We start from the raw sequence: 20266 nt of genomic DNA on the forward strand, positions 1-20266 counted from the left end.
CAATTAACCTTGGTTGATGATAACTTGCTCTTGACCTGATTGCATTTGGGCAATTTCACCAATATGCCAAGCTTTTTCACCGTGTTCAGTTAAAATAGCGATGCTGTTATCAACTTGATCGGCTGGCACAGCTATCACCATGCCAACACCACAGTTAAAGGTGCGATACATTTCATGAGTAGTGATATTTCCATTTTCTTGTAACCAGTTAAATATTTCTGGCCATTGCCAGCTATTACCGTTAATCACAGCTTGAGCACTTTCAGGTAAAACACGTGGAATGTTTTCCCAGAAGCCGCCTCCAGTGATGTGTGATAATGCGTGTACGTCTACTTGCTTTAATAACGCTAATACTGATTTTACGTAAATTTTTGTCGGTTCAATTAAATGATCGGCGATTGATTTACCATTGAGTAACTCATTGGTATCGGTGTTATTGACTTCAAGTACTTTACGAATGAGTGAATAACCGTTTGAATGGGCGCCGGAAGAGCCTAAAGCAATTAATTGATCGCCAGCAGCAACTTTGCTGCCATCTAGCAAACGTGACTTTTCAGCAACACCAACACAGAAACCAGCGATATCGTAATCACCTTGATGATACATTCCTGGCATTTCTGCGGTTTCACCACCGACTAGGGCACATGCTGATTGTACACAACCTTCAGCAATACCTGAAACTACAGCAGAAGCAACATCTACATCGAGTTTTGCTGTGGCATAATAATCTAAGAAAAATAACGGCTCTGCGCCTTGGACGATAAGATCGTTAACACACATAGCCACTAAATCGATACCGACGGTATCATGCTTACCTAAATCAATAGCAAGACGAAGCTTAGTACCAACACCATCTGTACCTGCGACTAATACGGGTTCTTCATATCCAGTTGGAAGTTGGCAAACAGAGCCAAAACCACCTAAGCCACCCATAACTTCTGGGCGAGTTGTACGTTTTACTGCACCTTTGATATTTTCTACTAGGGCATTACCTGCATCAATATCAACGCCAGCATCTTTATAGCTTAGAGATTGCTTTTCTTCACTCACGGGGGGACCTCTGTTTGTTACTCACTATTAATTGAATTTACCAGAACACAAGCTATTTACTGGTAATAAAGGCGCATATTCTACCAGCGCAATTGGCTGGTGAAAATCTTTAAAGCTAAATATTTTATTTTAATTATTTTTAGTAACTTATTTCATAAAGAGTTATGATAATATTCACTTTATTAAATAATTATTTTTATCGATATTAATGATATATAGGTTTGTTTTTACAGTCGTTTTATTGATGTTCGCTGTTCAGCCTGTTGTGAATGCAGTAGAAGTCAAAGATTTATACCTTGCAAAGGTAAAAGTTGACTCGCAAAGTCAAAACGATCGTAATAAGGCGTTAAAACAAGCATTACGTGCGGTTTTAGTCAAGGTTGGTGGTCAACAACAAGTACTGTCACACCCAGAAATTAAGGCGCATTTGAACCGTTACAATCGATTTGTGACAAACTATCGGTATGAACGAGAACAAGATCAACAATTTCTGAGCGCTAGCTTTGATCAGGCTAAAATTAACGCGTTATTTGTCAATGCAAATTTACCTTTATGGGGCAGCTTACGACCTCAGATTGTTCTTTGGTTAGTGAATGAGCAAGGTTTGGTGCGAGAATTGGCCACTGAAGAATCGAGCCAAGCATTAATTCGCTCAGTCGACGAGCTTGCTGAGCTTAGAGGGTTGCCAATTGTGTTACCTAAAGGAAATGTTACTCAGCAAACCGTTAATATTTCTGATCTTTGGGGGCGCTTTCAACAACCAATTTATCAAGCATCTATTCCTTATTTACCTGAAGCAATCTTAGTGATTCGGATCTCGGATAATACCTTATTGTCTGAAGAGCAGCTATTAGTAGCAGAGCAATGTCAATTATTATGTCAGCCGAATATCGCACTCGATTGGAGTTTTATTTCAACTGCAACTCAAGAAGAAACACAACGTTTTAGTGAACGTTATTATGGTACGTCACGTAATGAACTAGTGTCTCAAGCATTAAATGAGATCGCTGACGATTTATACCAGCGCTACGCGCTGACCACCGATGTGAATAATCAATTTACCCTAGAAGTGGCAAATGTAGATTCGTTAACGGGGTATGTAAAAATTAAAGCCTTTTTAGAACAATTATCGGCGGTACAATCAGTTCAGTTAACCCATGTCAAAGGTACGGTTCGTCGTTTTAAATTAACTTTGTTGGGTTCTAAACAAGCGTTATTAGCGTCGTTACAGCTTAACAAAGCTCTGAATCAATATATCGATCCACTTGCACCTGTTGAACCTGATGCTGTGCCAATATTTTATTGGGAGCAGCAGTGAGTCATACTTCTCAACTAACTTTGTCTGTGCAACTACCAGATGATGAGACATTTTTAAGCTATCAGAGTATCACCAATCATACGGTGACAGATTTACTCAAGTCTTATATAGATGCTGCTCAGGCTAAGCCGCAATCAGGTGATATTCATGGTTTTTATTTATTTGGTTTAACTGGGGTAGGGAAAACACATTTACTACATGCCAGCTGTGCGTATGCTCAGGAACTTGGTTTATCATCGCTATGTTTATCTTTTTCTGAACTGCAACATTTGTCGGTCGAGGTATTTGATGGCTTAGAAACCATTGATTTAATCTGTTTAGATGATGTGCAACTAATTGCTAATGATCCGCAATGGCAACAAGCGGTATTTGATTTGTTTAATCGGGTGATTGAACATGATAAACGCATTATCATTACCGGAGATAAAAGTGTTAATCAACTTGGTTTAACTTTACCCGATCTGGGCTCACGTTTATCGTGGGGCTATGTTGAACAAGTGAAACCGTTATCGGATGAAGAAAAGCTAACGGCGATCCAATTTCGTGCTCAGCAACGAGGTTTATTGCTTTCAGAAGACGTGGCGCGCTTTTTAATGACGCGACTCTCTCGAGAAATGACTGATTTGTTGTTTGCACTGGATAAACTCGATAAAGCTTCAATAAGGGAACAGCGTAAAATTACTATTCCCTTTATCAAACAAGTACTGCTTGATTAAAGTTCAACAGCCCCTAGTTTTCGTTCTCTTTTTTCTTGCGAATACTTAACCCTAATTCTTGTCCACGATATTTAGCGTAATAGGTGCCTGAAATAAACATCATACTGGCAAATAATAACTCTAAACTGGCCCAAATAAGATCAGAAGCTGAGACCCATAACGTGGTTAAACTGTGTAAAAAATAGATCATCACAATAAAGTTTGACCAAGCGTAGGTATATGGATTGCCTTGAATTAATCCTTTGAGCGGGAATAGTAAAGGTAAAGTAAACAAGATCAGGCTCAGTATCGGTGGCAAGGCACTTGTTGGATTGATGACCAATAACCATAACGGCATAAAAATTAATAAAGAAAAATAGCCCGTTAAGGCTATTTTTCGATGACTGCTGGTGGAGAATATTCTTTTCATTACGTTCGACTTAGTTGAATAACGCTAGCACATTTTCTGGTGGACGACCGATCACTGCGTTTTTATCTTTAACAACAATTGGTCTTTCAATTAACTTAGGTGTATTTGCCATGGCATTGATTAAGGTTTCATCATCAGCGCCTTTTAAATTTTGTTCTTTAAATTCAGCCTCTTTGGTCCGCATCATTTCAACCGGCGACACTGATAAGTAGCTTAATAATTGTTTAATATCATCAACAGACAAAGGTGTTTTAAGGTATTCAACCACTTGTACATCTTGATTATGCTCTTCAATCAGCGAAAGAGTTTGACGGCTTTTTGAACAACGAGGGTTATGATAAATTGTTAACATAAATGAGCTTCTCTTTAAATGGTAAAGGGGGTTAATTTAATCGTTTGAGCTTTTGCTCTTGTTCCTGAAATTGTAGGATCCGAGCTTTGATCCGCTTTTTAATTAATGGCATATCGTTTGCAAAAGTATAGCCAGTTTGTAATTCGTCAACGGCGCGAGGAAAAGCACCTAATAAAGCATAAACTTCTGCTTTAGATGCGTGCATCATGGCTTTATTATTCTGTGCTCGGTACACCTGAGTCAGTAAATCATTGGCAAGGTAATTGGACTTATCAAGTAATAAGTAATCTTGTAAAATTTGCTCTGCCTGAGCATATTTTTCGGCTTTGATTAACGTATTGGCATAGTTAAGAGCCACCACTTGATTTTTCGGCATTAGCTTTTCTATTTCTGCTAGCATAGCAATGGCACGGTCAAATTGTTCTGTGGCAATTAACGTATCGGTTAATACATCAATATAAAACAAGTTATTGTTATCGTCTTTTAGTAGTCGCTCTAACAGGTCTTGCGCTTGTTGGTATTGTTTATTTTCAAAATATGAGATTGCTAAGCCATATTGCGTTGCGGCTTTAAAGCGATATTGTTGTTTGGCTATTTTATATTTTATTCGCTTAATATTGTCTCTTGGATTACCTTGATAACGTGCGTTTATTCGTGCTTTAGCCAGTTCGAATGTTAGACTTGGTGCTATGGTGCGAGGGCTATAGTTTTGCGCGCGTGTTCTAGCATCGGTAATCCGTGAGTCTGGTAACGGGTGAGTCAGCAACATCGCAGGCGGCTTACTTTTATAGCGAAATCGCTCAGACATTTTAGTAAAAAAGTTAGGCGCACCCATAGGATCAAAGCCGCTGTTTGCCAATAATTGAATCCCCACTCTGTCCGCCTCTTTTTCATTACCTCGGGTATAATTAATACCTGCTTGTTGAGACGCCGCCATACTTGTGCTTAATGCCGCCATACCTACCGTTGGGTTTACTAAAGAGAGCAATACGCCAGAAATCATGCCTGCCATGGTTAAAGGTTGGTTGCGACTGCCAGCTTCCATACGCCGAGCTAAATGCCGTTGAGTAACATGGGATATTTCATGGGCGATAACCGAGGCTAATTCACTTTCATTATCAGCGGTAATTAGCAGGCCAGTGTGAATGACAATATGACCACCGAAAAATGCGAATGCATTAAGTTCGTTGTTGTTAATTAAGAAAAATTTGAAGTTGTAATTAACATCATTCGCGTGTCGCACCATACGGTTACCAATGTCATTAATGTATTCCGTTAATACTGGATCGTGGACAATTGGTTGAGATGCACGTAAGTGACGCATCATGGCATCACCAATCTGACGTTCTTTATCGATCGATAACACACTGAGACCAGCGCCGCCAATTTCTGGCAGTTTATTTTTATTATCCTGCTGAGCATAACTATAGAATGATGAAATCAGCAGAGAGAATAGCGCCGCGGATGAAAATGAAATAATTTGAGAAAATTTATTAGTTTTTATAGTCATCGAGATGAGTTCAACTTTAGCTGTTGTTTTTTAATCGTAAATTGGGGAATTAAATTGTGCAATGTTGTAACCTTTGACGTCTACAATATCAAATGATTCAGTTAAATTTTCAATTAATTGTATTATTTTTTATTTATATGAGTCTGAATCACGTACATCAATGAAAAGGTAGTGTGAGTGACTTAGCGAGATTATTGTATCATGTTTGACTCAATCGCTCGTTTTGCCATACCACAGATACAAATGCTCACAAATAAACTGAATAACTTTATTGTAATCAATTGTCGCAGAATAGATAATTAAACAAAAGCGCTTAAATAGTTTTCTTTTATGATTTACGAGTATGACGCAACGGGTGATAAGTGTCCGCTCCCTTTAGTTAAAATGCGATTAATTTTGAAAAAGATGACAACCCTTGATAGTTTCGTGCTTCGTATAGCGGATAAAGGTTCAAAATCTGATATTCCTAAATATCTACAAGATAAAGGATTTCAATATTCAATAGCCAATATTACTGCTCAAGTGCAAGAGCTAGTGATCACAACAGGTAAATAACAGTATGGTGTCATTTTTTTCCCAATGGTATAAACAAAAGTTTTCAGATCCTAACGCGGTAACCCTTGTCTTTATTTTAGTGGTCGCATTTTTAGCGATTTATTTCCTTAGTGGCTTGTTAATGCCTGTTTTTGTCGCTATTGCGATAGCATTCTTATTAGATTTACCTGTTAACCGTTTAGGTCAATATGGCATTTCCAGAGCATGGTCAACAGTGATAGTGGTGACTTTATTTGTCAGTATTGCCTTAATGACCATGCTTGGTTTGTTACCCGTTATTTGGCAGCAAAGTAGTAACTTATTGCAAGAAGTTCCTAATATGGTAAGTGAAGGGCAGAGCTATTTACTGACCTTGCCGGAAAAGTACCCGCAATTTGTTAAAGCTGAACAGATCCAATCGGTGATTACATTAGTGAATGAGAAGATCATTGAATGGGGACAGGCAGCGTTAAGAGCGTCATTGGGATCTATTTCTGATCTGGTGGCATTGTTGGTTTACCTTATTTTAGTGCCTTTAATGGTGTTTTTCTTTCTTAAAGATAAAAAAGCTCTGTTGACGAGTTTTACAACGTTTTTACCTAAAGAGCGTCGTATGGCTAGCCAAGTGGGTGATGAAATGAACCGTCAGATCATGAATTATATTCGCGGTAAAGTTATTGAGATTTTAATTATTGGTGTGATCTCTACCGTCACCTTTATTGCTTTAGGATTAAACTACGCGGTGTTACTTGGTGTCTTAGTTGGCTTATCTGTACTGGTGCCGTATGTTGGGGCAACTATTGTGACATTTCCTGTATTATTAGTGGCGTTATTTCAATGGGGCGTTGGTGCAGAATTTGGTTATGTGATGATCGCTTACGGTATTATTCAAGCACTTGATGGTAATTTGTTAGTGCCGCTATTATTTTCTGAAGCCGTTAACTTACACCCAGTCACTATTATCATTGCTGTGATTTTATTTGGTGGTTTATGGGGTTTTTGGGGCGTGTTTTTTGCTATTCCATTAGCCACCTTAGTGAAGGCGGTATTAAATGCTTGGCCATCAACGTCTGAAGCAAATATTACTACGTAATTCCAAGTAACTTATCAATACAAAAAAGCCAATATTGCAGTATATTGGCTTTTTTGTTTATCTTGACCCGTCGTCACTTAGACGGGTAACTATTAGATATATTAACTATTGCTTAAAACATCTAATACAACTTGATGGTGATCTTTCGTTTTAAACTTATTAAAAACATGGCTAATTTTACCATCTAAGCCAATTAAAAAGCTTAAGCGATGAATACCATCATATTCTCGGCCCATAAATTTCTTCAAGCCCCACACTCCAAACTCGTCGGCAACTTTATGATCTTCATCGGAGAGTAAAGTAAAGTTGAGTTCATCGCGTTGACAAAACTTTGCTAAACGCTTTGGAGCATCCGGGCTAATGCCAAAAACAACGGTGTTATGTGTATTTAATGCGTCTTTACTATCTCGTAATCCTTGTGCTTGCACCGTACAACCTGGGGTCATTGCTTTAGGGTAGAAATAAACAAGCACCTGTTTTTTACCAAGGTAATCAGCTAAAGAAACGGTATTTTCGTTTTCATCTAATAAAGAAAATAATGGCGCGTTATCACCCACTTTAAGTGTATTCATATTCATCCTTCTTTAAATTAAATTTGAGTTGCACTTTGTGATAGTGCCTTGAACATCAATTTGCTCACACAATTCAAAGTAGTCTTTTTCAAGTTCTTCTATTGGTGTTTCTGCTGTTAAGCCAATACGAATGACGGCCCTAGTTTGATCATTTTCAGGATCAATTTCAGATTTCAATGACGATATATCGATATTACGCGTGGCAAAAAAAGCCGTGATCGCCTTTAAAATGCCAGGTTGATCAACACCTGCATATTCAACTAAGTAATGGTCAGTGACATTTTGCAAAGTATAACCTGAGGTGCGCTTCATCATAGTGATCAGTTCACGTTTGAGTGCGACAGCAGGAATTTTACTTTCAATTTGATTGATCGCCTTAGCGCTACCTTTTAGTAGCATAATCATGGTAAATTCGAGACCAAATATTGCCATTCGACTGTCGACAATATTACAGCCACATTCACTCGCAAGCTTAGTTAGGCTACTGACGCTTCCCGTTCTGTCTGCTCCCATTACTGTAACAACTAGGTATTGAGACATTATTTAACCTTCGAGTCTTAAAAAAAGGCGGTATTGTAACGTAAATAAACCGATATGGCATTAGCAATTATTCTTGTGTTTGTTTTTGCAGGGCAGTACCATGTGCCATCAAAATGGTAACGAGTGTGAACTTTTCCAATAATTTAGCGTCTATGTATCCACTTGAGACAATTACTATAATGACAAAATTTGTATTTTCACAATAAGAAAGATTCAGATGTTATCCGCGGGAGTTTTAATGAATCGTAAGGTGTTTTATTTTTCATTGCTTAGCATGGCTGTAGCAGGGTGTAGTTCGATTAACAATAAGCAGGCAAGCGGCGATTTCGATTACGCAAGTCAACAAGAAGCACAATTACTGGTTATTCCTGCTGGACTAGATAAACCAAAACAAGCGTCTGACTATTATATTACGGATAAAATTAATCACAAAGGGCCGATCGGTAGCGAGGTGGACGTCAGAGCGCCATCGTTAGTATTGCCTATTGCTGCTTCTTCGCGCGTTGAATCAAATAATGAATTAGCCAAAATTTGGTTTGATCAAGTATTAGATGATGTTGATTTACAATCATTTATTTATCAGGCACTTGAACAGCAGTTAGCTTCTGATGGTGTGTCGATGGACACAATAGATGCAGAAAACAATATTTATGAATCACAATGGTATAACAAAGAGAAAAAATCTGGTTTTTGGTTGTTTGAAGAAGTAGATTCTACAGAGAGTTTACGCTTTCGTTTTCAATTTGAAACTAAACCTCATGGCAGAAGTGTCGCGTTGATGGTTTCATTAGTGGACTATTTGCGCTCAGATGAGAGCGGTGAAAGCGCAGAAATGAACTTACTTGATAAACAACGTGCTGAAATGGCAATGCTGAATGAAATTGTTGCCCAAGTTGATTATGAATATCGTAAACTTCAACAAGAAAACAGGTTGCTAAGAGCAAATCAAAAATTGGTCAGTATCGGTCAAAATGCTGATCAACAGCCTGCTTATATTGTGCAAATGCCAATTGATTTATTATGGGCGAATATGCCGATATTTTTTGAAGACTTTGGTTTTACTGTCGCTGACTTAAATGAGACTAAGAAAATTTATTATGTTGATTTTGTCAAACCAAGTATGGGCTTATGGGATCGCATTTGGGGCGATGAAGTACCTGTTATCGACATTGCTGAACAACGCTATCAGTTTGTCTTAGCTGCTGATGAAAATAATATCAATAAGACCTCGTTAACTATTGTAGATGCACAAGGTGAACCATTATCCAATGAAACACTGACGAATATTTTTAAAGTCATAGAACCTGGCTTATCATTTAGAGAAGTGTATTAGCCGGTATTTCATTGTAAAAAGCCAGCGGATGAGCAAAATGTTGTTCTGGCTTTAACTCATGTATTAGAAACCCTGCGATTGCAGGGTTTTCTTTTTAGCAAAGTAATTTCAATGCTAATCGAGTTGAAAGCTTGATGAACAAAGCACTTTAGCAGTATTAGCTCCCCCAACGCGTAACATCATCTCAAATACTAACTTTTATTATGAACCGCTACATTATAGAGCGGCTGAGTTGCGTTATTTTCGAGTCAAGCGCCAAAAGGCGAAGCTGGCAACAAATAATAATATCATCGGGTAATATGCGCTAGAGACCACCTCGATAGGCGATATTTTCAATGTTGTCCCCAATAATAAGGCTTGTGCGCCATAAGGTAATAAACCTTGGTTAATACAAGCAAATATATCTAAAAGGCTAGCAGAGTGTGCGGGGCTTAGTTCGCCATCACGAGCTAAATCTTTCGCGGTTTCACCCGTGACTATGATTGATACTGTGTTATTGGCGGTAAAAAAATTACAGATAAATGCTAAGCTGGCAATACCTAAACCCGCTGCACGTTTATTGTTATTTGGATTTATTTTACGAGCAAATTTCTCTACTGAATGGGTTAACGCTGCTAAGCCTCCTTGGCGCTTGATCAGTTCACTTAAGCCGCCAATAAATAATGCCAAAATGAAGATATCTTGCATATTCGCAAAGCCTTGATTGATATCAGCGACCCAGTTAGCTAGTTGGTAACCATTGGTCAGCATGCCAACAGTGGCAGCTAAGGCAATACCGATCAATAAAACTAAAAAGACATTCACGCCTAATAATGCCAATATTAAAATAACCATATAAGGTACTAGGCCAATGATGTTGGTTTGTTGTGCTTCAGCAATAGGGATTGTCACCCCCATGCTGGTAAAAATTGCGATGCTGATCAGTGCCGCAGGAATGGCAAATTTAAAGTTGACCTTAAACTTGTCTTTCATGTGGGCGCCTTGGCTTCTGGTCGATGCAATGGTCGTATCAGAAATAATAGAAAGGTTATCACCAAAAATGGCCCCTGAAATGATCACTCCAGCGACTACACTGGCATCTAAATTGGCTGATTCAATAAAGCCCAGCGCTATGGGGGCAATTGCCGCAATGGTGCCCATTGATGTCCCCATAGCAGTAGAAATAAACGCGGCAACTAAAAATAACCCCGGCAATAGTAAATAATCGGGAAAAAGTGATAGGCCTAATTGCACACTGGCATCAACACTACCCGTCGCTTTAGCTACAACAGCAAAAGCTCCGGCTAATAGGTAAATAATGCACATGGTGATGATATTTTGATGACCTGCGCCTTGAATAAATTGAGATATTTGCTCATTAATGCTGTCTTTACCTAACCAAATAGCCACTAATATTGCGGGAATAATGGCAATACTGGCGGGTAGCTGGTAAAAAGCAAAATCAACTCCTTGCAGGCTTAAGACAACGCCAGTGCCAAGAAATAAACCCAGAAAAATGGCGAAGGGAAACAAACTGATCAAGCGTTGCGGAGTTTGATTTTTGTTATTATCTATTGAAGTCATGTAATTGTTATTAAACGTGTAAATATAGTTATAATGCCCAACAATAAAGTAATTTAAAAAAATGTCTATGAAGTTTTTCTTTTAACCTATGGCATTTTTAACTAGTAAGAGGTTTTATGCATTTTTTGATTGTGGGCAGTGGAGCTGTTGGTGGTTATTTTGGTGCCAGATTAGCGCAATCTGGTGAGCAAGTGACCTTTATTGCACGTAATCAACAACTTCAAGCAATGAAAACCCGCGGCTTAGTGGTTAAAAGTATTAATGGTGATGTGACATTAAAAAATCCTCAAGTTGTTGAACATTATGAGCAAGATGCAACTGTTGATGTCATTCTTATTGCCGTTAAAACTTTTCAGTTGGATCAGGCATTAGTGCAAATTAAACCTGTGGTAAAGCCGCAGACTCGCATTATTCCATTATTAAATGGCGTTGACGCAACCCAGCGAATCATAGATTTTGGTATTCATCCTCAGCAGGTTTATGGCGGTGTTGCTAAAATTATCAGTCAATTAACTGAGCCGGGCGTGATCACACACAGTGGCGCTGAACCCCATGTTACCTTAGGACTGTTAGCACACCAGCAACAATCTGAACAAGACTTGCAAAGAGAAGGGGAACTGCTTGAAAAAATTGCACAATGCTTTGTGAAGGCTAAGGTTAGTATTGGTATCACCCAAAATATTGAACAAGCATTATGGCGCAAGTTTATCTTTGTGGCTGCATGGGGGGCATTAGCATCAGCTAAGTCTTTGTCTGTCGGCGAACTACGTTCAGGCAAGCATCGACATGAATTAATTAGTATTATTGAAGAATATGCGCAAATTGCCCAAGCGAAAGACGTGACGATAACATCAAAACTCATTATGCAAACTATTCAGTTTATTGATGCCTTACCCGAGGCAAGTCAAACTTCTATGCAAAGAGATATCGCAAACGGGCAATCATCAGAATTTGATAGTTTAGTGAGGTATCCATATCAACTTGCAGAGCAGCAACAACTTAATACCCCTGTGCTGGATAATTGCTATCAGTTTTTGCAAACTATGTTAAAAACATAAGCCCCTAGTGCGTGTTGATCTTTCAAGTTTGTTTTTACAGCAGTTTGTTGGGCATTTATACAAGATAGTGCTTTTGATGTGTGGTTGTTCCACATGATAAAGCACTAAAGATTTTATGCTCCGGCAAAATCACCTTACCCCACATCCATGTGGGGCAACATAGTAGAAATGACAACAAAGGCTGCCTGCCTGATAGGTTCGGTTAAAAGCGTTTTACTCTTTGTTGTGAGGAGATTTGCTTAGATGACTAAGCGTCATTTCTCACGCCGCGTTTAAAACGCTTTTATCTCAAACAAAAATTAAACAACAAAGTTCAACACGCCCTAGTTAGCCAATTAATTATATTAAATAACAATTTGTCTTTGTTCAGCACTACAGACTTACTGCGCTTTATGATATCCTTGCGCGAATTTTTTATCACTCACCAAAATGCACAATATGTGCGGTGAAAACAAAAGTGAATAATATGTCTGAAAATACATTTAAAACTATTGAACAACGTGTAAGTTATGGTGTTGGTCGTCAATTAGGTGATCAATTACGTAATAACCCATTTAAAGATTTTGACGTTAACGCTATTCAAGCGGGTTTAGCTGATGCTATTGCCAATGCTGCAAGTCAAGTATCTGATGAAGATTTAAATGAAGCTTTCTCTGTTGTTTCTAAAAAATTGCAAGAGCAAGAACAAGCAGTAGCCAAAGAAAAAGCGGCAGAAGGTGAAGCTTATTTAGCTGAAAATGCTAAACGTGAAGAAGTGACTGTTTTAGAGTCAGGCTTACAATATGAAGTGATTTCCACAGGCGACGGTGAAAAACCAACTGCACAGAGCACAGTTCGTACCCATTACCACGGCACATTTATTAATGGTGATGTTTTTGACAGCTCTTACGATCGCGGTCAACCAGCTGAGTTCCCTGTTGGCGGTGTGATTGCCGGTTGGACAGAAGCATTACAAATGATGACTGAAGGTTCAAAATGGCGCTTATACGTACCATATAACTTAGCTTATGGTGAGCGCGGTTCACAAGGTGCAATTCCTCCTTATGCTACCTTGGTCTTCGATGTTGAATTATTAGCTGTTGTTAGCTAATCAATATCCAATAAAGCCCTCAGTAGAGGGCTTTTTTTTGAGGTTTTTTTGTGAATACAGAGCAATTAACGCATTTTATCCAAGATTATATTGCCGGATTTTTACACTATAATCTTGAACAGGTTGCTGCTTGTTATGCATTGCCTTGTTGTTTAAGTACACCCGATAAAATGTTAGTGGTGCAAACTAATGCGGAATTTACTGATGAATTTAATGCTATTTTTAATCAGTTAGCCGAAGCAAGAACGCAAAAAATAACCGTATTGAAGGCAAGTGTTGATAACATCGATGACCATACTATTTTAATGTGTATCGATTGGGCTTTTAGTGATGATAACGATCAAGTGTTTGCTGATTTTTCTGCTTTCTATCATCTAAACAAGCAACTAAATGCTTATAAAATTATTAGTGTCAGTTCACATGATTTGTCACAATCGAAGTTATTAGCGCAGCCATTATCTTTAAATAATACTGTGTTTATTAAAAATTAAAGGAACAAAGAAAGAATGAAAGTAAAGGTGGCTATTTTAGGTTGTAGCGGTCGTATGGGACGAAACTTAATTCAGGCAGCAATAGAACATCAGTCTGTTGAATTAGTTGGCGGGAGTGTGCGAGCGTCATCCAGTTTTGACAATGTGGATTTAGGGGAGTTGGCAGGCGTAGGTCATTACGGCATTAAAACAACGTCAGATCTCTCTCAGCTTGAAGCTGCGGATGTACTTATTGACTTTACTTCAATCGATTCAACCTTTGAACATCTCAAATGGTGCCAACAACACAACAAAGCTTTGGTGATAGGCACAACGGGCTTTGATGATGAGCAGGTGGCTAAGATCCAACATTTTGCTAACGAAATACCGATCGTGCTTGCTCCTAACACCAGCGTAGGCGTTAATTTGCTATTTAAGTTGTTAGAAGTTACCGCAAAAGCAATTGGCGACTATACTGATATTGAAATTTTTGAAGCGCACCACAGGTTTAAAAAAGATGCGCCTTCAGGCACCGCAATGAAAATGGGGCAGGTAATCGCAGACACCTTAGGGCGAGACTTAAGTAAAGTTGCTGTATATGGCCGTGAGGGGATCAGCGATGAACGGACATCAGAGACTATAGGTTTTGCGACTGTCAGAGCCGGTGACATTATTGGTGAGCATACAGCATTCTTTGCTGATTTAGGTGAACGAATAGAATTAACTCATAGAGCCACATCTCGAATGACTTTTGCTTTAGGAGCAATGCGAGCCGCTTTTTGGTTAAAAGAAGCACCGAAAGGTTTTTATGATATGCAAGACGTATTAGGCCTTAAAGAGTAAATACTTAGGGTTAACGGATAGAAAAGTGCTACTTTTAGTGCTTTTATATCGAAAATGAATTTTATTAATGATTTTTACATTTTTTACTAGACGAAATTAAGCTTTAAGCGTAAAATAAGTGGATTTTGTCAAAAATTTATTCGTTCAAAGGAAATGGGTGATATTTTTGGCATTTTTTATGCGCGCTTTTTGCGCATTACGAAACTAGCTTTTGCGCTTAGTGATGAATTCTTTAGTTGATCCATCATTAAGTTTCTTTCTTCTTAACGGAGGTTAAATTGACTAAATCTGCCATTTTAGTGCTTGAAGACGGCACTGTATTTAAAGGCACCGCAATTGGTGCAGAAGGGGCGGCTGTTGGTGAAGTAGTGTTTAATACTTCTATGACAGGTTACCAAGAAATTCTTACCGACCCATCATACGCGGAACAAATAGTAACACTAACATACCCGCACATCGGCAATACAGGTACCAATAGTGAAGATGAAGAGTCATCGACTATTTGGGCGAAAGGTTTAGTTATTAGAGATTTACCGCTTCTAGCGAGTAATTTTAGAAATGAACAGAGTTTAAGCGATTACCTTAAGGCGAATAATATCTTAGGGATTGCTGATATCGATACTCGTAAATTAACCCGACTTTTACGTGAAAAAGGTGCCCAGAATGGTTGCATTTTAGCGGGTGATAACTTGGATGAAAACAATGCCTTAGCGCAAGCAAAAGCATTTCCAGGTTTGAAAGGCATGGACTTAGCTAAAGTGGTATCTACCAAAGAGAAATACCAATGGACAGAAGGTAGCTGGGTGCTAGGACAAGGTCATGTAACACCAGAAAACAGTGAGTTTCATGTGGTTGCATACGATTTTGGTGCGAAACATAATATTTTACGTATGTTAGTTGACCGTGGTTGTAAGTTAACTGTTGTACCTGCACAAACGTCAGCCGAAGAAGTATTAGCATTAAATCCTGATGGAATTTTCTTATCAAACGGACCTGGTGATCCAGAACCTTGTGACTATGCTATTAGTGCGATTAAAACCTTTTTAACGACGGATATTCCGGTGTTCGGTATTTGTCTTGGTCACCAATTATTAGCGTTAGCCAGTGGCGCCAACACAATGAAAATGAAGTTTGGTCATCATGGTGGCAACCATCCTGTCAAAGATCATCAGCGAAATGTCGTGATGATCACTGCGCAAAACCATGGTTTTGCTGTGGATGAAGCAAATATACCTGAAAACTTAAAAGTAACGCATAATTCGCTATTTGATGGCACGATTCAAGGGATACATCGTACTGACAAACCAGCATTCAGTTTCCAAGGTCACCCTGAAGCAAGCCCCGGTCCGCATGATGCCGCGCCATTATTTGACCACTTCATTGACTTAATTAAACAGCATAACGCTTAATCACCCAAAAGAGAGACGAAATACTATGCCAAAACGTAATGACATAAAAAGTATCTTAATTTTAGGTGCTGGTCCAATTGTTATCGGTCAAGCCTGTGAGTTTGACTATTCAGGTGCTCAAGCTTGTAAAGCACTTCGTGAAGAAGGTTATCGAGTTATATTGGTTAACTCAAATCCTGCGACCATCATGACAGATCCCGAGATGGCGGATGCAACCTATATAGAGCCAATTCATTGGGAAGTGGTACGTAAGATCATCGAAAAAGAACGCCCAGATGCAGTGTTACCGACTATGGGTGGCCAAACGGCATTGAACTGTGCGCTTGAGCTAGAAGCTCAAGGCGTATTGAAAGAGTTTGATGTTGAAATGATTGGTGCTACTGCCGATGCAATAGATAAAGCGGAAAACCGTGAACGTTTTGACCAAGCGATGAAAAATATTGGTTTAGAATGTCCTCGCGCTGAAATTGTTCATTCAATGGATGAAGCGCGTGAAACAGCTAAACGTATTGGTTTCCCTTGTATCATTCGCCCATCATTTACCATGGGTGGAACTGGTGGCGGTATCGCTTATAACCAAGAAGAATTTGAAACCATTTGTACTCGAGGTTTAGATCTTTCGCCAACTAATGAGTTATTAATTGATGAATCATTAATTGGTTGGAAAGAATATGAAATGGAAGTGGTTCGAGACAAAAATGATAACTGTATCATTATTTGTTCGATTGAAAACTTCGACCCTATGGGGATTCACACAGGTGATTCAATCACGGTCGCTCCAGCACAAACGCTAACAGATAAAGAATACCAAATCATGCGTAACGCTTCATTAGCCGTGTTACGTGAGATTGGTGTGGAAACGGGTGGCTCAAACGTACAGTTTGGTGTTTGTCCTAATACGGGTCGTATGGTGATTATCGAGATGAACCCTCGTGTTTCTCGCTCATCAGCGTTAGCTTCAAAAGCAACGGGCTTCCCTATTGCTAAAATAGCAGCAAAACTTGCTGTAGGTTACACATTAGATGAGTTATCAAATGATATTACCGGCGGAGCTACTCCTGCATCATTTGAGCCTACAATCGATTATGTTGTTACTAAAATTCCACGTTTTAATTTTGAAAAGTTTGCCGGCTCTGAAGATAGATTAACCACGCAAATGAAGTCTGTTGGTGAAGTGATGGCCATTGGCCGTAACCAACAAGAGTCAATGCAAAAAGCGCTACGTGGTTTAGAAGTAGGTGCAACAGGCTTTGATCCACAAGTGGACGTATCTCAGCCAGGCGCTAAAACAAAAATTATGCATGAACTTCAAGAAGCTGGTGCAGAGCGTATTTGGTATGTTGCAGATGCATTTCGTCTTGGTTTGTCGGTGGATGAAGTATTCCGTTTAACTAAGATTGATCGTTGGTTCTTAGTTCAAATTGAAGACATAGTTTTACATGAAGCGAAAGTAGCTGAAGGTGGTATGGCAGGATTGACACCTGAGTATTTACGTCAATTAAAACGTAAAGGTTTTGCTGATGCTCGTTTAGCTGACATCATAGGTGTTGGTGAATCTGAAATTCGTAAAAAACGTCATAATGCTGAAATTTTCCCTGTCTATAAGCGTGTAGATACTTGTGCGGCTGAGTTTAGTTCTGATACGGCTTACATGTACTCTAGCTATGATGAAGAGTGCGAAGCTGCGCCGTCAAATCGTGAAAAAATAATGATTTTAGGTGGTGGTCCAAACCGTATTGGTCAAGGTATCGAGTTTGACTATTGCTGTGTTCATGCGGCTTTAGCGCTACGTGAAGATGGCTATGAAACCATTATGGTTAACTGTAACCCAGAAACTGTTTCAACCGATTATGACACATCAGATCGTTTATATTTTGAGCCTATTACGTTTGAAGATGTACTAGAAATTGTTCGTATTGAACAGCCCAAAGGGGTGATCGTGCAATATGGTGGTCAAACGCCATTGAAATTAGCGCGTGCACTTGAAGCGGCTGGCGTACCTATTATTGGTACCTCACCTGATGCCATTGACCGAGCAGAAGATCGCGAGCGTTTTCAGCAAGCGGTTGACCGTTTAGGTTTATTACAGCCTGAAAATGCAACGGTAACATCGCTTGATGAAGCATTAGTGAAAGCAGAAGCGATTGGTTTCCCATTAGTTGTTCGTCCATCGTATGTGTTGGGTGGTCGTGCAATGGAAATTGTTTATGACATCGAAGATTTACGCCGCTACATGAATGAAGCCGTTAGTGTTTCTAATGAAGCGCCGGTATTACTCGACCACTTCCTAGACGACGCTATTGAAGTTGATATTGATGTAGTGTGTGATGGTGAAAATGTGGTTGTTGGTGGTATTATGCAACACATTGAGCAAGCAGGTGTTCACTCTGGTGACTCAGCGTGTTCATTACCGGCGTATAGTTTGAGCCAAGAAGTTCAGGATGTTATGCGTAAGCAAGTCACTGATTTAGCATTTGAGCTAGGTGTAGTTGGTTTAATGAATACGCAAATGGCTGTAAAAGATGGTAAAGTGTACCTCATTGAAGTGAATCCTCGTGCAGCGCGTACAGTACCATTTGTATCGAAAGCAACTTCAGTACCTTTAGCTAAGGTAGGCGCTCGTGTTATGGCTGGCAAAAAGCTGGTTGAGTTAGGTATAACCAAAGAAACCATTCCTCCTTACTTCTCAGTGAAAGAAGTGGTTATTCCATTTAATAAATTTCATGGAAGTGACCCACTTGTAGGGCCTGAAATGCGCTCTACTGGTGAAGTGATGGGCGTTGGTCAAACGTTTGAAGAAGCCTATGCAAAAGCGAATTTAGGTGCTGGCGTGTCCGTTCCTAAGTCTGGTCGAGCACTTATTTCTGTGCGTAATAGTGATAAAGAAAGAGTGGTTGATTTAGCTAGACAAATGGTGGATTTAGGCTATCAACTTGATGCGACCCATGGCACTGCCGTGGTGTTAGGTGAAGCCGATATCCCTGTACGTTTAGTGAATAAAGTACACGAAGGGCGCCCACATATTCTCGATAGAATTAAGAATGAAGAATACAGCTATATTATTAATACAACAGAAGGTCGTAAAGCGATTGAAGATTCTAAAGTATTACGTGGCGGTGCACTTCGATACAAAGTGACTTATACTACTACCTTAAATGCTGCATTTGCCGCTTGCCAAGCACATGCCGCTGATGATAGAAATATAGTCACGTCTATTCAAGAGTTACACGAGAAGTGTCAATAATAGTCACTAATATGTTAGGCTTGCTAGATAAAGTTATTTAATTGGCTTAGCAAGCCTAAATACAAAAATTGATCCTCGTAAAGTGAAATAAAGTTGTTTTTATAAACAACTTTTTTGTTTTATAGCATTAGAAGAAGATAAATAATGAACCAATACCCAATGACAGTGCACGGAGCAGATGCACTACGTGATGAATTACATCACTTAAAAACCGTAAAGCGTCCTGAAATTGTTCAAGCCATTGCTGAGGCACGTGAGCATGGTGATTTAAAAGAAAATGCTGAATATCATGCTGCCCGTGAACAGCAAGGTTTTTGTGAAGGACGCATTCAAGATATTGAAGGTAAACTTAGTAATGCTCAAGTGATTGATGTCACTAAGATGCCAAATACTGGCAAAGTCATATTTGGTGTGACTGTAACATTATTGAATATAGAAACGGACGAAGAAGTTAAATATCAAATTGTTGGTGACGATGAAGCGGATATTAAAAATAATCGTATTTCGATTAATTCACCAATTGCTCGAGGCCTGATCGGTAAACAAGTTGATTCTGAAATTGAAATCAACACACCAGGTGGGCAAGTGGAATATGAAATTATCGCCGTAGAGCATGTTTAATCATCAATAAACATTTTAAAAGAGTCACACTTTTTCTATGTGACTCTTCATTTCTGATCTGAATTAATATTTACCTACCTTTATGTATCCAAGCGTTAATTATTTGAGCTAGAGTACAACTACCTCTATTTCAGTATCTTGAATTTGCTCAAGGTGAAGCTGAGCCAAAGCGATAGAAACAAAGTGCGTTTTTATCTTTTTATGGGCAAGAAACTTTGCATGCGCAAGGCTATCATCAGTTGATTGCGCCAGAAATAACCAAGTTTTAAGAAGGGATGGAGAAATTCCACACATTGATTGCTTCCTTGCAATTTGTCTATAGATTAGTGTGGATTATAGTGGAAGATTTATCTGTCTGCTAGGGCGTGTTGATCTTTCAAGTTTGTTTTTGCAGCAGTTTGTTGGAAATTTTTACAAGGCAATGCTTTTGATATTTGTTCCACATGATAAAGCACTAAAGATTTTATGCTCTTGCAAAATCACCTTACCCCACATCCATGTGGGGCAACATAGTAGAAATGACAACAAACGCAGCCTGAAA

General features: G+C 39.0%; 20 protein-coding genes. 12 read left to right on the forward strand and 8 right to left on the reverse strand.

Annotated features, from left to right (window positions below):
• Positions 1 to 3: 3 nt before the first annotated feature.
• Positions 4 to 1050, reverse strand: a complete 1047-nt coding sequence (gene purM / locus IV514_RS16220) for a phosphoribosylformylglycinamidine cyclo-ligase (RefSeq protein ID WP_206486367.1) — start codon at positions 1048 to 1050, stop codon at positions 4 to 6.
• A gap of 244 nt (positions 1051 to 1294) precedes the next feature.
• On the opposite strand from purM, the gene IV514_RS16225 reads away from it, so the two are divergent.
• Together IV514_RS16225 and hda are read left to right on the forward strand one after the other, a co-directional pair.
• Positions 1295 to 2368, forward strand: coding sequence for a DUF2066 domain-containing protein (locus IV514_RS16225; RefSeq protein ID WP_206486368.1), 1074 nt, complete (start codon positions 1295 to 1297; stop codon positions 2366 to 2368).
• The gene (gene hda / locus IV514_RS16230; RefSeq protein WP_206486369.1) at positions 2365 to 3084 is read left to right on the forward strand and encodes a DnaA regulatory inactivator Hda; all 720 of its coding nucleotides are present in this window, start codon (positions 2365 to 2367) and stop codon (positions 3082 to 3084) included. Before IV514_RS16225 ends, hda begins: the two co-directional genes overlap by 4 nt.
• A gap of 13 nt (positions 3085 to 3097) precedes the next feature.
• Here the strand turns inward: hda and IV514_RS16235 are convergent, their stop codons facing one another.
• From IV514_RS16235 to IV514_RS16245, 3 genes are read right to left on the reverse strand one after another with little or no spacing between them, the layout of a single operon-like run.
• Entirely contained in the window at positions 3098 to 3493 is a 396-nt protein-coding gene (locus IV514_RS16235) for a DUF2069 domain-containing protein (protein ID WP_206486370.1), read from the reverse strand.
• A gap of 10 nt (positions 3494 to 3503) precedes the next feature.
• On the reverse strand, positions 3504 to 3845 hold the full coding sequence (gene arsC, locus IV514_RS16240) for an arsenate reductase (glutaredoxin) (protein ID WP_206486371.1): 342 nt from the start codon (positions 3843 to 3845) through the stop codon (positions 3504 to 3506).
• Positions 3846 to 3876: 31 nt separating this feature from the next.
• Complete coding sequence (locus tag IV514_RS16245; RefSeq protein ID WP_206486372.1) at positions 3877 to 5355, reverse strand: M48 family metalloprotease; 1479 nt, start codon at positions 5353 to 5355, stop codon at positions 3877 to 3879.
• A gap of 330 nt (positions 5356 to 5685) precedes the next feature.
• Here IV514_RS16245 and IV514_RS16250 point away from each other — a divergent pair, with 330 nt between their 5' ends.
• Both IV514_RS16250 and IV514_RS16255 read left to right on the forward strand, forming a co-directional pair.
• A complete protein-coding gene (locus IV514_RS16250) occupies positions 5686 to 5910 on the forward strand; it encodes a sulfurtransferase TusA family protein (protein WP_206486373.1) in 225 nt (74 codons plus the stop codon).
• Between the two features lie 4 nt (positions 5911 to 5914).
• Positions 5915 to 6982, forward strand: coding sequence for an AI-2E family transporter (locus IV514_RS16255; RefSeq protein ID WP_206486374.1), 1068 nt, complete (start codon positions 5915 to 5917; stop codon positions 6980 to 6982).
• A gap of 101 nt (positions 6983 to 7083) precedes the next feature.
• Here the strand turns inward: IV514_RS16255 and bcp are convergent, their stop codons facing one another.
• The gene (bcp, locus tag IV514_RS16260) at positions 7084 to 7554 is read right to left on the reverse strand and encodes a thioredoxin-dependent thiol peroxidase (protein WP_206486375.1); all 471 of its coding nucleotides are present in this window, start codon (positions 7552 to 7554) and stop codon (positions 7084 to 7086) included.
• Between the two features lie 12 nt (positions 7555 to 7566).
• Complete coding sequence (locus IV514_RS16265; protein ID WP_206486376.1) at positions 7567 to 8094, reverse strand: ACT domain-containing protein; 528 nt, start codon at positions 8092 to 8094, stop codon at positions 7567 to 7569.
• A gap of 238 nt (positions 8095 to 8332) precedes the next feature.
• Here IV514_RS16265 and bamC point away from each other — a divergent pair, with 238 nt between their 5' ends.
• Complete coding sequence (gene bamC, locus IV514_RS16270) at positions 8333 to 9427, forward strand: outer membrane protein assembly factor BamC (RefSeq protein ID WP_206486377.1); 1095 nt, start codon at positions 8333 to 8335, stop codon at positions 9425 to 9427.
• A gap of 237 nt (positions 9428 to 9664) precedes the next feature.
• On the opposite strand, the gene IV514_RS16275 is transcribed toward bamC, so the two are convergent.
• Entirely contained in the window at positions 9665 to 10990 is a 1326-nt protein-coding gene (locus IV514_RS16275; protein ID WP_206486378.1) for a Na+/H+ antiporter NhaC family protein, read from the reverse strand.
• A gap of 116 nt (positions 10991 to 11106) precedes the next feature.
• Between IV514_RS16275 and IV514_RS16280 the strand changes: the two genes are divergently transcribed.
• The 7 genes from IV514_RS16280 (at position 11107) to greA (ending at position 19725) form a co-directional block, all read left to right on the forward strand.
• Complete coding sequence (locus IV514_RS16280; protein WP_206486379.1) at positions 11107 to 12048, forward strand: 2-dehydropantoate 2-reductase; 942 nt, start codon at positions 11107 to 11109, stop codon at positions 12046 to 12048.
• A 466-nt stretch (positions 12049 to 12514) separates the two neighbouring features.
• Positions 12515 to 13138 carry an FKBP-type peptidyl-prolyl cis-trans isomerase gene (locus IV514_RS16285; RefSeq protein ID WP_206486380.1) on the forward strand — a complete coding sequence of 208 codons (624 nt, stop codon included), beginning with the start codon at positions 12515 to 12517 and terminating at the stop codon, positions 13136 to 13138.
• 50 nt (positions 13139 to 13188) lie between these two features.
• The gene (locus tag IV514_RS16290) at positions 13189 to 13629 is read left to right on the forward strand and encodes a hypothetical protein (RefSeq protein WP_206486381.1); all 441 of its coding nucleotides are present in this window, start codon (positions 13189 to 13191) and stop codon (positions 13627 to 13629) included.
• A 15-nt stretch (positions 13630 to 13644) separates the two neighbouring features.
• On the forward strand, positions 13645 to 14451 hold the full coding sequence (gene dapB, locus IV514_RS16295) for a 4-hydroxy-tetrahydrodipicolinate reductase (RefSeq protein WP_206486382.1): 807 nt from the start codon (positions 13645 to 13647) through the stop codon (positions 14449 to 14451).
• A gap of 278 nt (positions 14452 to 14729) precedes the next feature.
• The gene (gene carA, locus IV514_RS16300; RefSeq protein ID WP_206486383.1) at positions 14730 to 15860 is read left to right on the forward strand and encodes a glutamine-hydrolyzing carbamoyl-phosphate synthase small subunit; all 1131 of its coding nucleotides are present in this window, start codon (positions 14730 to 14732) and stop codon (positions 15858 to 15860) included.
• A gap of 25 nt (positions 15861 to 15885) precedes the next feature.
• The gene (gene carB / locus IV514_RS16305; protein ID WP_206486384.1) at positions 15886 to 19104 is read left to right on the forward strand and encodes a carbamoyl-phosphate synthase large subunit; all 3219 of its coding nucleotides are present in this window, start codon (positions 15886 to 15888) and stop codon (positions 19102 to 19104) included.
• 144 nt (positions 19105 to 19248) lie between these two features.
• Entirely contained in the window at positions 19249 to 19725 is a 477-nt protein-coding gene (gene greA / locus IV514_RS16310; RefSeq protein ID WP_206486385.1) for a transcription elongation factor GreA, read from the forward strand.
• Between the two features lie 108 nt (positions 19726 to 19833).
• On the opposite strand, the gene IV514_RS16315 is transcribed toward greA, so the two are convergent.
• Positions 19834 to 20019 (reverse strand): hypothetical protein, encoded by a 186-nt coding sequence (locus tag IV514_RS16315; RefSeq protein ID WP_206486386.1) that lies wholly within the window; start codon positions 20017 to 20019, stop codon positions 19834 to 19836.
• Positions 20020 to 20266 lie beyond the last annotated feature (247 nt).

The sequence above is a fragment of the Thalassotalea sp. G2M2-11 genome, assembly GCF_017168195.1.
GTDB lineage: Bacteria > Pseudomonadota > Gammaproteobacteria > Enterobacterales > Alteromonadaceae > Thalassotalea_E.

What these genes read in the sequence shown, in the direction of transcription:
- IV514_RS16265 (WP_206486376.1), bottom strand. Translation starts at nt 8,094, where the DNA reads ATGTCTCAATACCTAGTTGTTACAGTAATGGGAGCAGACAGAACGGGA.
- bamC (WP_206486377.1), top strand. Translation starts at nt 8,333, where the DNA reads ATGAATCGTAAGGTGTTTTATTTTTCATTGCTTAGCATGGCTGTAGCA.
- arsC (WP_206486371.1), bottom strand. Translation starts at nt 3,845, where the DNA reads ATGTTAACAATTTATCATAACCCTCGTTGTTCAAAAAGCCGTCAAACT.
- IV514_RS16285 (WP_206486380.1), top strand. Translation starts at nt 12,515, where the DNA reads ATGTCTGAAAATACATTTAAAACTATTGAACAACGTGTAAGTTATGGT.
- IV514_RS16315 (WP_206486386.1), bottom strand. Translation starts at nt 20,019, where the DNA reads ATGTGTGGAATTTCTCCATCCCTTCTTAAAACTTGGTTATTTCTGGCG.
- IV514_RS16250 (WP_206486373.1), top strand. Translation starts at nt 5,686, where the DNA reads ATGATTTACGAGTATGACGCAACGGGTGATAAGTGTCCGCTCCCTTTA.
- IV514_RS16255 (WP_206486374.1), top strand. Translation starts at nt 5,915, where the DNA reads ATGGTGTCATTTTTTTCCCAATGGTATAAACAAAAGTTTTCAGATCCT.
- IV514_RS16245 (WP_206486372.1), bottom strand. Translation starts at nt 5,355, where the DNA reads ATGACTATAAAAACTAATAAATTTTCTCAAATTATTTCATTTTCATCC.
- greA (WP_206486385.1), top strand. Translation starts at nt 19,249, where the DNA reads ATGAACCAATACCCAATGACAGTGCACGGAGCAGATGCACTACGTGAT.
- IV514_RS16280 (WP_206486379.1), top strand. Translation starts at nt 11,107, where the DNA reads ATGCATTTTTTGATTGTGGGCAGTGGAGCTGTTGGTGGTTATTTTGGT.
- IV514_RS16275 (WP_206486378.1), bottom strand. Translation starts at nt 10,990, where the DNA reads ATGACTTCAATAGATAATAACAAAAATCAAACTCCGCAACGCTTGATC.
- IV514_RS16225 (WP_206486368.1), top strand. Translation starts at nt 1,295, where the DNA reads ATGTTCGCTGTTCAGCCTGTTGTGAATGCAGTAGAAGTCAAAGATTTA.
- carB (WP_206486384.1), top strand. Translation starts at nt 15,886, where the DNA reads ATGCCAAAACGTAATGACATAAAAAGTATCTTAATTTTAGGTGCTGGT.
- dapB (WP_206486382.1), top strand. Translation starts at nt 13,645, where the DNA reads ATGAAAGTAAAGGTGGCTATTTTAGGTTGTAGCGGTCGTATGGGACGA.
- bcp (WP_206486375.1), bottom strand. Translation starts at nt 7,554, where the DNA reads ATGAATACACTTAAAGTGGGTGATAACGCGCCATTATTTTCTTTATTA.
- IV514_RS16235 (WP_206486370.1), bottom strand. Translation starts at nt 3,493, where the DNA reads ATGAAAAGAATATTCTCCACCAGCAGTCATCGAAAAATAGCCTTAACG.